Here is a 15365-nt window from a genome sequence, read left to right on the forward strand (position 1 = left end):
CCCTCGTTACGCGTTTTTCATAATGATGGTTTCAAGATTATTGGCAACACTTTGGCAAGAGTCAGCAATTTCTTCAAGCGTTTCATAAATTTCACGATATTGAATCACTTTGATCGGATCTGTTTCATTTCCGAAAAGATTCTTTAATGATTTTCTGTGCAAGTTGTCACAGCTGTGCTCATATTCTTTAATTTTGATTGCGTGAGGCTGAATATCCTTTAAGCGGTTTTCTGCCAGCAGCTCAATTGTAATTAAAATTTCTTTGGCACATTCTCTGATGTATCCGCTGAATTTATCGATATGCTCGTCAGATGAAGTAATCGAGAAAATCTCCATCATGGCAGAGAAATGTTCGATTCCGTCAAGCACATCATCCAGGCTGTTTGTCAGCTGAAGGATATCTTCGCGTTCAATAGGAGTGATGAACGCTTTGTTAAGCTCTTTAATCATGACATGAACATGATTGTCACCTTTTGTTTCATATTCTTTTAACGTATCTGCGAATTCTTTAAGCGTCGTTTGGTTTGTGACCTTAAAGTTCAAAAAATATTCGGCAGTTTCGTCTATATTTTTTGCGATTTCTGTTAAAAGGAGTGAGAACTTATCTTTTTTTCTTCTTATCATTAAAAACCCTCCATAGTTTGAATGAGACAATGCACACATCAAATTATTATATAGCCTTTTGTCGAAAAAAAACAGGTAAAGTCGAAAAAAACACGGCTTGACTTTTTCAGCAAAACATGTCCACTTATTTTGCCCTGCTTCGGCTTAAAAACGACCATAGTTTGCACAAGCTTTCTGTTTAACGTAAAAAGTATATCAAAAGTTGTATTTTTCCTGTCAACTTTTATCTTCTGTTTCACCAAAAAACGGTTCCCTAAACAAGGGAACCGTTTAATCAGCTTGATTTTCGTTTTTTCATCCCGTAATAAACAGGAAGTCCGGCAAGGCCGATGAGGATGGATAAACCGCAGCTCAGTGTATCTGTAATGAGTGTGCTTCCTAACACAAAGAATGAGCCTGCGATGGCCAAAATCGGCATGAATGGGTATAGCGGAACACTGTAGGCGCGCTTTTCTCCCTTCGTTCGCTTGCGGAGGATAAACACCGCAAAAAAGGCCATCACATAAAAAATGTAGATCATGAAAATAGAGATCTCCGATAGTTTATCAGGGTTGCTGATCAGCATCAAAATCAAAGACACGGCAATTTGAAAGGAAATCGCAATCCATGGTGTGCGGAACGTCGGGTGTACTTGTGACAGTTTTTCAGCAAATGGAAGCTGTTTGCGTTCTGCCATTGCAAATGATACACGCGGGAAAGAAAGGACTTTTCCGTTTAGGCAGCCGAAGATGCTGACAATAATCCCGACACTGATCAGTTTTCCGCCAATTGACCCGAACAGCATGGTGGCAGCAGTGCTTGTCGCATTTTCACCAAGTGTGACAATTTCGTTCGCAGACAGGATGTGAAGCAATGCAAAATTAATGAAAATGTAGATGGCTGTTACGATTAATAATCCGCCCGTCATTGCGCGCGGCAGCAGCTTTTCGGGATTTTTCATTTCTCCGCCGAGAGCGGCCAGTAGAATCCATCCGTCGTAAGCAAACAATGTAGCCAAAATCGCTGCTCCGAAATTCATATCGGCAATGCTTTCGTTTACTGCTGTGAAGATGTGCTGATCGCCTTTCCAAAGGCCAAAGATGATGATGCATGCAATCGGTATCAGCTTTCCGATTGTTGTCAGTGTTTGGACAAAACCGCCGTATTTTGTACCGATAATATTAATGACGCATAAAAAGAGAACTGCTATAATTCCGATTACTTTTGATAGTCCAGAGCCCCAGCCGAAAAGATTGGCCATTAAAGATCCAAAATATAAACCTAGTGCACCGATAATGGCCGGACCGTAAATGATAATCTGCACCCAGCCGCACAAAAATCCCCAAAACTCGCCGTACACTTCTTCAAGATACGTATAAAGCCCGCCGGTTTTTGGGATTTGCGTCCCGATTTCTGCGATTGTCAAACCGCCCGCCAATGTTAAAATACCGCCTAACAGCCAGGCGAAAAGCGCTGTCTTTGAATCACCCGAATAAGCGAGCACTGCGCCAGGCTTCATAAAAACACCTGAACCGATAATGGTTCCGATGACAAGAGTAAGGGCAAACAAGAGGCCTATCTCTTTTTTCAAACCGTTGTCTTCAGTATGCATGTCCTTAACCTCCTATGATGTTGAAGCTTCATGAGAAGAATCTTTTTTTCATATTGTAAACCCTATTTTAGAAAAGTGAAATAAAATAAATTTTCTGATTTTCACTATTTGCTTTGTGGATGGCTGATAAACCTGTTAAAACGCCTACTTTAACAAGAAATAAACGAATGAATACATCATTATATAGTTTGAAAGTTCGTATTTTGCGCATGGGTTTTAACCGAAACAGAGGATGCGATGAGAACCCAGCAAAATAACGAACCTTCGCGAAGCTGATATGTTGACTTTCCTATGCGAATAAAATACCTTCTAATTAGAACAATAAATATATAACTATGATATAATATCTCGAAATCGAGATAAAATGACCTGGAGGGACAGTATATGAAAGTCAACGGCATTCACCACGTGTCGGCATTAACGGCCGATGCACAAAAAAACTTAGATTTTTATAAGAAAGTATTAGGATTAAAACTTGTCAAAAAATCCGTCAATCAGGATGAGCCGACAATGTACCACCTGTTTTACGGAGATGAAGTGGCAAATCCGGGAACTGAGCTGACGTTTTTTGAGATCCCCCGCATTGCGCCGTTTCATGCGGGAACAAACAGTATTTCTTCTATTGGTTTGCGCGTTCCAAGCACAGAAGCCCTGCATTACTGGAAAGAACGTTTTGAAGAGCATCAGGTGGCGCATAGCGGCATTGCCCAAAGAGCGGGACGTGACATATTGGCATTCCAAGATCATGAAGGACAGCGCCTTGTGCTGACTGCTGATGAGAAAGGAAAAGGATATGGTCTGCCTGTTAAACAAAGCGGCATTCCAGAAGAATTTTCGTTTCGCGGGTTAGGTCCGATTGAATTGACTGTGCCATACGCTGAACCAACCTTACACGTATTGACGAATATTCTTGGGTTTACAGAAATCAATCGTGAAACAGTCGACGGACAAGCAACTGCCGTTATTTTGGAATCTGGTGAAGGCGGTGCGGCAACGGAAATCCATTTAATAGAAAGAAACGATCTTCCCCGCGAGCGGCAAGGAAAAGGAAGTGTTCACCATGTTGCATTTCGGGTAAGAGATGAAGAAGAACTTGCCGGGTGGCACCAGATCATCAGCCGGGAAGGCTATAGCAATTCCGGCATCGTTGAACGCTACTACTTCAAGGCACTGTATTTCAGAGAGCCGAACGGCATTTTGTTCGAGTTATCAACTGACGGACCGGGCTTTATGGTTGATGAAAACCTTGATGAGCTTGGCCAAACGATCGCACTTCCGCCATATCTTGAGCATCGAAGAGCTGAAATTGAAGCAAAACTAAAACCGATACAATAAGTTGTAATTGATTTGCCTTCCGGTGCTGCCGGAAGGCTTTTTTTATTATCAGCATACATTTTGACATAAACAGGATGGCTTTTCGGGCAGAAAATATCAGATGCCGATTAGGATAAATAGCTTAAAATCTGTTGGGTATATGGACGATTGTCATGTAATGGCCTCGGCAAAAATATTGTCTTTGTTTATTAATAGTTTATTCATATTTGCTTGTTACACTATTTCAAAGTTAGACAAAAAGGAGTGAAAAACAAGTGGAAAAGAAAAAACGCGAGCTGGATCTCGTCCTCATCCTCATTTTGCTCGCATCTGCATTCTTAAATATCTATAACATTTGGAAGGACGACACGGTGAATCCTTATTACACCGCGGCAGTTACAAGTATGATGCAAAGTTTTCATAATTTCTTTTATGCTTCGTTCGATGCTGCCGGCTTTATAACAGTTGATAAACCGCCTATTACATATCAAATCCAAACGATCAGTGCATTGATATTTGGTATGCATGGATGGAGTGTCATTCTGCCACAGGCATTAGCGGGTGTAGGTTCAGTCCTTCTTATGTACTTGCTGATTAAGCCGACATTCGGAAAAACAGCGGCGCGCATTGCCTCGTTTGTTATGGCATGTACACCGATTGCTGTAGCTGTAGCACGTACAAACAATGTTGATGCATTATTGGTATTTTTCTTATTGTTGGCCACATGGCTACTCTTTAAAGCGGTCAGAAAAGGAAAGTTGATCTGGCTGTTAGCAGCATTTTTCGTTGTTGGTGCAGGCTTTAATACAAAAATGCTTCAAGCTTATATGATTTTGCCGGCCTTCTTATTGTTCTATCTGATTGCGGCAAACGCCACAATTAAGAAAAAAATCATTTCCTTAGTAAGTGCTTTAGCCGTATTAGCAGCCGTTTCCTTATCATGGCCGCTCATTGTTGACAATATCCCTGCAAGCAAGCGGCCTTATATCGGAAGCAGCCAGACCAACTCCGTTTTGGAATTGGCTTTCGGATATAACGGGATTCAGCGGCTGACAGGCCAAAATTCCGGCGGCGGACAGGGTGGACCAAACGGAGACGCTTCAAAAGAAATGCCTTCTTCTGATAACAGTTCAACACAAAATCAAGCACCGTCTAATCAGTCATCAAGCAGCAGCTCATCAAGTGATGATAAATCTGCAAATGGCAATATGACGGTACCTCCATCCAATGGTGAAATGCCAAGCGGCGGTCAAGGAGGCCCTCCAAGCGGCGGAGATGGCGGCCAAGGCGGTTTTGGCGGAGACGGAGGGAAAGGCGGTACAGGAACCGGATCGAAAATGCAATCAGGTTCAGGAATGTTCGGAACGGGAACACCTGGTCCGCTGCGGCTTTTCCAACAAGAATTATCTGATCAAATCAGCTGGCTTCTGCCATTTGCGATTTTTGGAATCGCAGGCTTACTGATTGCAGGAGCGAGAGAAAGAAGAAGGCTATCTGTAGAGCAGAAGGAAACGGCATTCTGGGTCGCATGGCTTGTGCCGATTGCTGTGTTCTTCAGTGTCGCCGAATTTTTCCATCACTATTATCTCATTATGCTGGCACCGCCGATTGCGGCTCTTGTCGGTGCAGGCTGGGTTGCTCTTGTTCACCTGTACCGCAATCAGACTGGCTGGAAATCATGGCTTCTGCCGGCAGCAATTATTGCCACAACTGGTTTTGAGTTGTTTATTCTCAGAAACTACAACGATCAAATCGGTGCAGGCTGGAGCATTAGCGTAGGTGTGATCGGCGTGATGTTAGCGATTGCGCTGCTGTTGTTCAAACAGCGCCAAAAACCGATCAGTTATTATGTATCTCTTGCAGCTCTACTCGCATTGCTGGTGATGCCGATTTATTGGGCAAGCACACCGCTTCTGTACGGGGGCAACAGCTCACAGCCTGAAACAGGTCCTCAGCTTGCATCCATGAGCGGAAAAGGCATGGGAATGTCTGATGCATCTGTAAATGAAAAACTGATTAAATATTTAGAGGAGAATAACTCCGGAGCTGAATACTTATTCGCCACAACCGACTCGAACACAGCGGCGCCATATATTATTAAAACGACAAAAGCTGTCATGGCTATTGGCGGATTCAGCGGTTCTGATCCGGCTATCACGCTGACTCAATTCAAAAAGCTTGTAAAAGAGGGAAAAGTGAAATACTTCTTAGCTTCTGGAAGAGGAAGAGGCGGAAACAATGACATTGTTGAATGGGTTGAGAAAAACGGGAAAGAAGTGTCTTCAGATAAATGGCAATCAAATTCTGATCAACAATCATCATCTGATCAGAAAACAGAAAATAATGATTCAGCTGATACATCAAACAACAGCAAGTCCTCAGGCGAAAAGAGCCAAATGGGCGGCGGACCTGGCGGAATGAATCAGTCAGCGACATTATACGAACTACATGCTGATGAATAGGAGGAAAAAACATGAGCAGACATATTCAATATTCAATTGTTGTACCTGTGTATAACGAAGAGCTTGTCATTCATGAAACCTATCAGCGCTTAAAAGAGGTCATGGATCAAACAAAGGAAAACTACGAGCTGCTTTTTGTCAACGATGGAAGCAAAGATCGCAGTATTGAGATTTTAAGAGAACACAGCCTGATCGATCCGAGAGTGAAAATCATTGATTTTTCAAGGAACTTTGGACACCAGATCGCCATTACAGCAGGGATGGATTATGCACAGGGGAATGCAATCGTCGTCATTGACGCCGATTTACAGGATCCTCCTGAATTGATTTTAGATATGATTGAAAAATGGAAGGAAGGCTATGAGGTCGTGTATGCCGTGCGGACAAAACGAAAAGGGGAGACCTTTTTCAAAAAAAAAACTGCGGCTATGTTTTACCGGCTTCTCAGCAGCATGACGGATATTGATATCCCGATTGATACAGGGGATTTCCGCCTCATGGACAGAAAAGTCTGTGATGAAATGAAGAGATTGAAAGAGAAAAATCCTTTTGTCAGAGGGCTCGTCAGCTGGGTGGGCTTCAAACAGACAGCGGTCGAGTATGTACGTGATGAAAGGCTTGCCGGAGAAACAAAGTACCCGCTGAAGAAAATGCTGAAGCTGTCAATGGACGGCATCACGACGTTTTCGCACAAACCGCTGAAGCTGGCGAGCTATGCGGGAATTCTAATGTCAGGTGCAGGATTTCTGTATATGTTTATCGTGCTGTATATGAAGCTATTTACAGACAGCACGATTACCGGCTGGTCATCACTTATTGTGATCCAGCTCCTGTTCAGCGGCATCGTTCTTCTGATTCTGGGGATGATCGGCGAATATATCGGCAGAATCTATGATGAGGCTAAAGACAGGCCGCTTTACATCGTTCAGAAATCGTATGGAATTGAAAATAAAAGATTCTACAGAGACCAGCATATGTCATAACCTGAACCCCTGTCCGTAACGGTCAGGGGTTTTAATTCTGGTTAATCAATAGAAAAGATACTGATAGAAATATCGGAATAAGGGATTGTAAACTTGCACTGGGGTTTAGGCATGCTGAAATAAAAAACAGCAAAGCCTAAGTTTGCTGCATGTCAGCTGTTATACTGAGGGGACTTTAAGAAACGCATGATTCGAGCCGTACCAGTTATGTGTAATAGAATCTGGCATCCAGTGTAATTCTCTATGCCAATGTCGAAAGCTTAGTACAGAGAGCTACTCTTGCCTAGATCATGCTCAATTCCACGGTTCTCATGTTCATACCTCTTTCTCAAACATGCATCTGATTACAATGATGTTAGCCTGATTGATATATTATCTCATTAGTAAGTTTTGAAGAGAGATAAGTCTTTTGTTCAATAAAAAGCCCCAGACCGCTTTTGCAGCCTGAGGTGTTATGTCTTACGAAGTTGTTTCTTCTTTTTGGTCGAGTTTGATTTTTTTCGTCATTTCTTTGCCGTTTCTGAGAATTTTCACTTCAACAGTGTCACCAATGTTTGCGTCCTTATATAAGATATTGCGCAATTCACTGCCTGTATTGATTTCTTTGCCTTTGAGGCGGATGATAATATCCTCCGCTTTCAATCCAGCCTTTTCTGCAGGAGAGCCGGAAGCGACCTCTCGGATGTATACGCCCTTATTGAGCTGATTGCCGAACAGGCCGAGTGTGCCTTCTTGGTAGTTTTGCGGCACTTGTTCTAAATCAAGCATGCTGACACCGATATACGGACGTTCAATTTGTCCTTTAGAGAGCAATTCTTCTGCAATCGGTTTTACGTCATTGCTTGGAATTGAAAATCCAATGCCTTCTACATCATCTTCACTGATTTTCATGCTGTTAATGCCGACAATTTTACCGGAAGTATTTAATAACGGACCGCCGCTGTTACCTGGATTAATCGCCGCGTCGGTCTGAATTACATTAATGCTTGTTTGACCGACTGATGTTGACATTGAAACCGTTCTGTCCACACCGCTTACAATTCCTTGTGTTACTGTGCGGGACAAGTCTTTTCCAAGCGGATCTCCAATCGCAATGACGGTCTCGCCTGTTCTGAGATCCGATGAATCACCGAAGCTTGCCACTTTTGTTACGTGGTCATCACTGATTTGGAGGACTGCTAAATCTGTTAAGGAGTCACTGCCTACCAGCTTTGCTGTTACCTCAGTGCCATCATATAAAGAGACCTTCAGGGAAGATGCTCCTTCTACGACATGGTTATTCGTAATAATATAAGCCTTGCCGTTCTCTTTTTTGAATATGACACCAGACCCTGTACCGCTTTCTGTATCTTCACTGGAACCAGATGAACTAGAGCCAAACCAAGAGCTGTTTGACTGAGCCTGAAGATTTGTAATACCGACAATCGCCGGTGAAATGTCTTCCACCATATCTGAGATTTTAGAGGAATCCTCGCTCTTAAATGCTGATGAGCTGCTTGGGCTTGACGAGCTTTTGCTAGATTCAGTGGACGTGCTTTTAGCTGTCACCGATTGTGTTTGCTGCTGGCTGGACAATTGATTTGCAGTGTCCTGAGAATCATGGTCGCCAAGCGGTGTAAACGTGTATATGCCAAGGGCGAGACTGCCGCCGATCACTCCGCCAAGAAGCGGTCTGAACCATCCGAACCCACGTTTTTTCTTCTCCTGATCATGAATGACATTGCGGGCTGAGTATGGGGTGCTCTGATCGTTCTCTTTCGCTAGCAAGACTTCACTCTCATTGCCTTCTGTTCTGTTTTCGTCACGATAGTTATCCATCAAGTTCACTCCGTTTCTCTATTTTCACTGGTTTTTAATTGATTATGATAGGTTTATGACTTGAGTTTATCATAAACAAAAACTGTGGGATAAAAATGAAAAGATTATGGGAAATTGTGAAAAAGTGCGGAAAACGGTACACTTCATATTGTATATGAAAGGACTGATTTAATGGAACAAATTGGATTTATTGGATATGGCAGCATGGCCGATATGATCGCCAGGCAGCTGTTAAAGCATGAACAAATCAAGGAGCACGAGCTCTTTATTGAAACAAGAACGAAGGGGGAGCGGCTGCAGGCGCTGATGTCAGATTATCCACATGTAGCGGCTGTTCCGCTAGAAAACTGGGCGAAAACATGCCGTCTGATTTTTATTTGTGTGCCGCCGCTAAATGTTATTGAAACGCTCCGCCGTCTACACCCGCATGTGAACAGGGATACGCATATCGTTTCCATTGCCGCCGGTGTGCCGTTGCGTCTTTTGGAGGCTGAAACGGAAGCCGGTATATCACGTTTCATTCCTGCAATTACATCTGAAGCAGGAGCGGGCATCTCGCTTGTCGTTCATAGTAAAGCACTGACAGTGGATAAAAAAGAACGCCTGAATGAATTGTTATCTGCTTTCAGCCGCGTGCGAGAAATCAAAGAATCGAATTTGGATGCCGCCAGCAATCTGACGAGCTCGGCACCAGGGTTTATAGCTGCCGTCTTCGAAGAACTGGCGCTGTCTGCAGTCAGAAACAGCAGTCTGTCCAAAGAAGAAGCTTATGACTTTCTAATTCATTCACTATACGGAACTGGCAAGCTGCTGATCGAAAAGAAGATGTCTTTCGGGGAAACGCTGGAACGTGTCGCAACGAAAGGCGGAATTACAGGAGAGGGAGCTGAAGTGATACATACTTCTGTGCCGGACGTTTTTGACGAGGTGTTTGAAAGAACCTTGAATAAATATAAACTGCTTACAGAACAGGTGGAGAAACAGACATGAACCCTTGAAAGAGGGTTCTTTTTATCATTGAATCGTTGTGATTTTCCTCAGTTATATTGCATTTTTCCTCTTTTTTTAATATAATCTGTTAGAATATTCATAATTTAGTAAAAAAGGAGGAGCGTTATGAAACTGTACATGTCAGTAGATATGGAAGGTATTTCGGGTCTTCCGGACGATACCTTTGTGGATTCCGGCAAGCGCAATTATGAACGCGGGCGGCTTATCATGACTGAAGAAGCAAACTACTGTATTGCCGAAGCGTTTAACAGCGGGTGTACCGAAGTGCTTGTCAATGACAGCCATTCGAAGATGAATAATCTAATGGTTGAAAGGCTTCATCCTGAAGCACACTTGATATCCGGTGACGTCAAACCATTTTCAATGGTAGAGGGACTGGATGATACGTATACAGGCGCTTTGTTTCTCGGGTACCATGCGAGAGCTTCAACTCCAGGCGTGATGTCACACAGCATGATTTTCGGCGTCCGTCATTTTTACATAAACGATCGGCCTGTCGGTGAGCTCGGGTTAAATGCATACGTTGCCGGTTATTATGATGTCCCGGTATTAATGGTAGCCGGAGATGACCGGGCGGCAAAGGAAGCGGAAGAGCTCATTCCGAATGTTACGACAGCCGCTGTCAAACAAACCATTTCAAGATCTGCAGTGAAGTGCTTGTCCCCTGTGAAAGCCGGGCGTCTGCTGACAGAAAAAACCGCATTTGCCCTGCAAAACAAGGACAAAGTCAAACCGCTCACACCGCCTGACAGACCGGTTCTAAGCATTGAGTTCGGCAATTACGGACAGGCTGAATGGGCCAACCTGATGCCGGGAACTGAAATCAAACCGGGAACCACAACCGTTCAATTTCAGGCGAAGGACATGCTTGAAGCCTATCAGGCGATGCTTGTCATGACTGAGCTTGCGATGCGGACATCATTCTGCTAAAGGGGTGTTTTAGGCTTTGGCGCGATACATGATAAAGCGTTTTTGGGCAATGGCAGCCACGATTTTGGTGATTACCACCCTGACTTTTGTTCTCATGAAGGTCATTCCCGGATCTCCTTTTAACGAGGAGAGAGGCACTAATGAAGCCGTGCAAAAAAATCTCGAAGCCTACTATCACTTAGACGATCCTCTCATTTTCCAATACATCATCTACCTAAAATCCATCATTACATTCGATTTCGGACCTTCAATTAAAAAACCGTCAGACAGCGTAAATGATATGCTGGAACGCGGATTTCCCGTTTCCTTTGAGCTTGGAATGACAGCCATTGTCATTGCCGTGATCTCTGGGCTGGTACTGGGCGTAATCGCTGCGCTCCGCCGCAATGGTTTTTTGGATTACGCCGCAATGAGTCTCGCGGTACTCGGCATCTCCATCCCGAATTTTATTCTGGCAACATTGCTCATTCAGCAATTTGCTGTCAATCTCAAACTATTTCCCGCTGCCACATGGACGAGCCCGATTCATATGGTGCTTCCGACCGCAGCGCTTGCTGTAGGGCCAATGGCGATCATTGCCAGGCTGACACGGTCAAGCATGGTTGAAGTTCTGACACAGGATTATATCCGCACAGCAAAAGCAAAAGGGCTTTCTCCGTTCAAAATTATCGTAAAACACGCACTCAGAAATGCACTCATGCCCGTCATTACCGTTCTGGGCACACTCGTCGCCAGCATCTTAACAGGAAGCTTTGTCATTGAAAAAATCTTTGCCATTCCGGGAATGGGAAAATATTTTGTTGAAAGTATTAATCAGCGGGACTATCCCGTGATTATGGGAACGACCGTTTTTTACAGCGTTATTCTGATCATCATGCTGTTTTTGGTCGATTTGGCCTACGGTCTGCTGGACCCGCGCATTAAACTGCATAAGAAAGGGTGAAGCGTGTGAATCTCCCTGTACAAACGGATGAACGCCAGCCAAAGCAGCACATTCATGTGCCGGATGAGTGGTTTGTCTCGAATCATGAAAAAAATCGAGAAGCCGATTCGGTCAAGCGGCCGAGTTTGTCATACACGCAGGATGCTTGGAGGAGGCTGAAGAAAAATAAATTAGCGATGGCGGGACTCTTTATTCTTTTATTTCTATTTGTCATGGCAGTAATCGGGCCCCTTTTATCACCCCATAGTGTCGCGCGCCAATCGCTGACCGAACAAAATCTCCCGCCATCAGCCGATCATTGGTTCGGCACCGATGAGCTTGGCCGGGATGTGTTTACCCGAACATGGTACGGAGCGAGGATTTCGTTATTTGTCGGAGTCATGGCAGCACTGATTGATTTTGTGATTGGGGTCATATATGGAGGCGTTGCGGGCTATAAAGGCGGCAGGACTGACAGCATTATGATGCGGATTATCGAAGTGCTGTACGGCCTACCGTATCTTCTTGTTGTCATTTTGCTGATGGTGCTGATGGGGCCGGGACTGGGCACCATTATTGTGGCGCTGACTGTGACCGGATGGGTCGGCATGGCAAGAATTGTAAGAGGACAGGTGCTACAGATTAAAAATAATGAATACGTACTCGCATCGAAAACCTTTGGTGCGAGAACCTTTCGCATCATCCGGAAGAATCTGCTGCCGAATACAATGGGAGCAATCATCGTACAAATGACATTAACCGTACCTGCCGCTATATTCGCAGAATCATTTTTAAGCTTTCTCGGCCTCGGCATACAGGCTCCGTTTGCAAGCTGGGGTGTGATGGCGAATGACGGTCTGCCTACGATTTTGTCTGGGCATTGGTGGCGCTTATTTTTTCCGGCCTTTTTCATCTCTTTGACGATGTATGCGTTTAATGTACTTGGGGACGGATTACAGGATGCGCTCGACCCTAAGCTGAGGAGGTAGCTGTATGGAAAAAGTTCTGTCAGTCAAAAATCTGCACGTTTCTTTTACGACTTACGGCGGGACGGTTCAGGCAGTCAGAGGGGTGAGCTTTGATTTGTATCAAGGTGAGACCTTTGCGATTGTCGGCGAATCCGGCTGCGGCAAAAGCGTTACTTCCCAAAGCATCATGGGCCTGCTTCCGCCCTATTCGGCCAAAGTGACGGACGGCAGTATTCTATATAAAAACAAAGACCTTTGCCGTCTCTCTGACAAAGAAATGAGAAGCATTAGGGGAGCCGACATTTCTATGATTTTTCAAGACCCGATGACAGCGTTAAACCCGACGCTGACTGTCGGAGATCAGCTGGGGGAAGCGCTCCTGCGCCATAAGAACATGAGCAAAAAGGCGGCGAGGGAAGAAGTGCTTTCCATGCTGTCATTGGTCGGCATTCCAGATCCCGAAGAGCGGCTCAAACAGTATCCCCACCAATTCAGCGGCGGCATGAGACAGCGGATTGTCATTGCGATGGCGCTGATTTGCGAGCCTGATATATTAATCGCAGACGAACCGACCACCGCTCTTGACGTGACCATTCAGGCACAGATTTTGGAGCTGTTTAAAGAGATTCAGAGAAAAACGAATGTGTCTGTCATTCTGATTACACACGATTTAGGGGTCGTTGCCCAGGTTGCTGACAGAGTTGCAGTTATGTATGCCGGTAAAATGGCGGAGATCGGCACGAGAAAAGATATTTTTTATCAGCCGCAGCACCCTTATACGAAAGGGCTGCTGAACTCTGTCCCGCGGTTGGATATGGAGGGCGCGGAGCTGATTCCGATTGACGGAACGCCGCCGGATTTATTTTCACCTCCACCAGGCTGCCCATTTGCTGCCCGATGTCCGAATAGGATGATCGTGTGTGACAGGGTATACCCGGGCCAGACCATCAGATCTGACACGCACACCGTCAACTGCTGGCTGCAGGATCAACGGGCTGAACATGTCATGCTGTCCGGAGGTGCGAAGGATTGATCATGAAAAGGGGGAAGAGGATGAAAAGAGTGAAAAAGCTATGGGGAATGGGCCTTGCATTAGGACTTTCGTTTGCGCTGATGGGATGTACAGCGAACGAACAGGCCGGAAAGGAAAGCCGTCATGATAAGGCAAAAACCAGCGGGGAAAAGGTGCTGTATGTAAATAACGAAAATGAACCGACTTCGTTCGATCCGCCGATCGGTTTTAATAATGTGTCGTGGCAGCCGTTAAATAACATCATGGAGGGGCTGACGCGTTTCGGCAAGGAGAATGAGCCTGAACCGGCAATGGCGGAAAAGTGGTCTGTATCAAAAGATAAAAAAACCTACACATTTACGATTCGGGAAAATGCGAAATGGACAAACGGAGATCCGGTAACGGCCGGAGACTTTGAATACGCGTGGAAACGGATGCTTGATCCGAAAAAAGGCGCTTCATCTGCGTTTCTCGGCTACTTTATTGAAGGCGGCGAAGCATATAACAGCGGGAAAGGGAAAAAAGACGATGTGAAGGTGACGGCAAAGGATGATCGAACCCTGGAAGTAACCCTTGAAGCGCCGCAAAAATATTTTCTCAGCGTCGTATCCAATCCGGCGTATTTTCCGGTAAATGAAAAGGTCGATAAAGAAAATCCGAAGTGGTTTGCTGAGGCGGATACATTTGTCGGGAATGGTCCGTTTAAGCTGACGGAATGGAAGCATGATGACAGCATCACCATGGAGAAAAGCGACACGTATTGGGATAAAGACACCGTGAAGCTTGATAAGGTGAAATGGGCGATGGTCAGTGACAGAAATACAGATTACCAGATGTTTCAGTCTGGGGAACTGGATACCGCTTACGTCCCTGCTGAGTTAAGCGATCAGCTGCTTGACCAGGACAACGTCAGTATTGTTGACCAGGCGGGCCTCTATTTCTACCGGTTTAATGTAAACATGGAGCCATTCCAAAATGAAAACATCAGAAAAGCCTTTGCGATGGCTGTCGATCAGGAGGAAATTGTAAAATACGTCACGAAAAATAACGAAAAACCTGCGCACGCCTTTGTATCGCCTGGATTTACGCAGCCTGACGGCAAGGATTTCCGTGAAGCGGGCGGAGACCTGGTCACGCCAAATGAAAGCAAAGCAAAGCAGCTGCTGGAAAAGGGCATGAAGGAAGAAAACTATGATAGGCTTCCTGCGATTACTCTTACTTACAGCACAAAGCCGGAGCATAAAAAGATTGCCGAGGCGATCCAGCAAAAATTGAAAAATACTCTAGGAGTCGATGTGAAGCTGGCCAATATGGAATGGAACGTATTTTTAGAGGATCAAAAAGCGCTCAAATTCCAATTCTCTCAAAGCTCATTTTTGCCTGACTACGCGGACCCTATCAGTTTTCTGGAAGCCTTCCAAACAGGGAATTCGATGAACCGCACAGGCTGGGCCAATAAAGAATACGATCAGCTGATCAAGCGGGCGAAACATGAAGCTGATGAAAAAACGCGTTTCTCCCTAATGCATCAAGCGGAAAAGCTGCTGGTCAATGAAGCGCCGATTATTCCGGTTTATTTCTATAACCAGGTCAACCTGCAAAACGAAAATGTAAAGGGGATCGTCCGGCATCCTGTCGGCTATATCGATTTAAAATGGGCAGATAAAAACTGACGCCGGCGATTGAGAAAATACTGCTTCTTTATGTGAAGGGAGCGGTATTTTTTCTCT

13 protein-coding genes are annotated in these 15365 nt (G+C 44.8%); 10 read left to right on the forward strand and 3 right to left on the reverse strand.

What is annotated here, in order from left to right; translation table 11 throughout:
* Positions 1-6: 6 nt before the first annotated feature.
* Both MOF34_RS01745 and steT read right to left on the reverse strand, forming a co-directional pair.
* Positions 7-624 carry a DUF47 domain-containing protein gene (locus MOF34_RS01745; protein ID WP_010333926.1) on the reverse strand — a complete coding sequence of 206 codons (618 nt, stop codon included), beginning with the start codon at positions 622-624 and terminating at the stop codon, positions 7-9.
* A 274-nt stretch (positions 625-898) separates the two neighbouring features.
* Positions 899-2215, reverse strand: coding sequence for a serine/threonine exchanger (gene steT, locus MOF34_RS01750; RefSeq protein WP_019714114.1), 1317 nt, complete (start codon positions 2213-2215; stop codon positions 899-901).
* Between the two features lie 384 nt (positions 2216-2599).
* Here steT and MOF34_RS01755 point away from each other — a divergent pair, with 384 nt between their 5' ends.
* The 4 genes from MOF34_RS01755 (at position 2600) to MOF34_RS01770 (ending at position 6974) form a co-directional block, all read left to right on the forward strand.
* A complete protein-coding gene (locus MOF34_RS01755; RefSeq protein WP_268398175.1) occupies positions 2600-3550 on the forward strand; it encodes a ring-cleaving dioxygenase in 951 nt (316 codons plus the stop codon).
* Between the two features lie 100 nt (positions 3551-3650).
* Positions 3651-3797 (forward strand): hypothetical protein, encoded by a 147-nt coding sequence (locus MOF34_RS01760; RefSeq protein ID WP_395940343.1) that lies wholly within the window; start codon positions 3651-3653, stop codon positions 3795-3797.
* 7 nt (positions 3798-3804) lie between these two features.
* Entirely contained in the window at positions 3805-5991 is a 2187-nt protein-coding gene (locus MOF34_RS01765) for an ArnT family glycosyltransferase (RefSeq protein WP_268398176.1), read from the forward strand.
* Positions 5992-6002: 11 nt separating this feature from the next.
* Positions 6003-6974 carry a glycosyltransferase family 2 protein gene (locus tag MOF34_RS01770; RefSeq protein WP_268398178.1) on the forward strand — a complete coding sequence of 324 codons (972 nt, stop codon included), beginning with the start codon at positions 6003-6005 and terminating at the stop codon, positions 6972-6974.
* Between the two features lie 459 nt (positions 6975-7433).
* Here MOF34_RS01770 and MOF34_RS01775 read toward each other — a convergent pair whose 3' ends face one another.
* A complete protein-coding gene (locus MOF34_RS01775) occupies positions 7434-8792 on the reverse strand; it encodes a trypsin-like peptidase domain-containing protein (protein WP_268398180.1) in 1359 nt (452 codons plus the stop codon).
* Positions 8793-8963: 171 nt separating this feature from the next.
* Between MOF34_RS01775 and proG the strand changes: the two genes are divergently transcribed.
* The 6 genes from proG to dppE all read left to right on the forward strand — a co-directional run bounded on the left by proG (position 8964) and on the right by dppE (position 15308).
* Entirely contained in the window at positions 8964-9782 is an 819-nt protein-coding gene (gene proG / locus MOF34_RS01780) for a pyrroline-5-carboxylate reductase ProG (RefSeq protein ID WP_268398182.1), read from the forward strand.
* 126 nt (positions 9783-9908) lie between these two features.
* Positions 9909-10733: a D-aminopeptidase DppA gene (gene dppA, locus MOF34_RS01785; RefSeq protein WP_019714120.1), complete on the forward strand. Its 825-nt coding sequence runs from the start codon at positions 9909-9911 to the stop codon at positions 10731-10733.
* A 16-nt stretch (positions 10734-10749) separates the two neighbouring features.
* Positions 10750-11676, forward strand: coding sequence for a dipeptide ABC transporter permease DppB (dppB, locus tag MOF34_RS01790; protein WP_014663677.1), 927 nt, complete (start codon positions 10750-10752; stop codon positions 11674-11676).
* Positions 11677-11681: 5 nt separating this feature from the next.
* Entirely contained in the window at positions 11682-12644 is a 963-nt protein-coding gene (gene dppC / locus MOF34_RS01795) for a dipeptide ABC transporter permease DppC (RefSeq protein WP_019714121.1), read from the forward strand.
* 4 nt (positions 12645-12648) lie between these two features.
* The gene (dppD, locus tag MOF34_RS01800; RefSeq protein ID WP_268398185.1) at positions 12649-13656 is read left to right on the forward strand and encodes a dipeptide ABC transporter ATP-binding subunit DppD; all 1008 of its coding nucleotides are present in this window, start codon (positions 12649-12651) and stop codon (positions 13654-13656) included.
* Between the two features lie 2 nt (positions 13657-13658).
* Positions 13659-15308, forward strand: a complete 1650-nt coding sequence (dppE, locus tag MOF34_RS01805) for a dipeptide ABC transporter substrate-binding protein DppE (RefSeq protein WP_268398232.1) — start codon at positions 13659-13661, stop codon at positions 15306-15308.
* Positions 15309-15365 lie beyond the last annotated feature (57 nt).

Origin of the sequence: Bacillus sp. T17B1 (genome assembly GCF_026796395.1) — a bacterium.
Taxonomy (GTDB): Bacteria; Bacillota; Bacilli; order Bacillales; family Bacillaceae; genus Bacillus; species Bacillus spizizenii_A.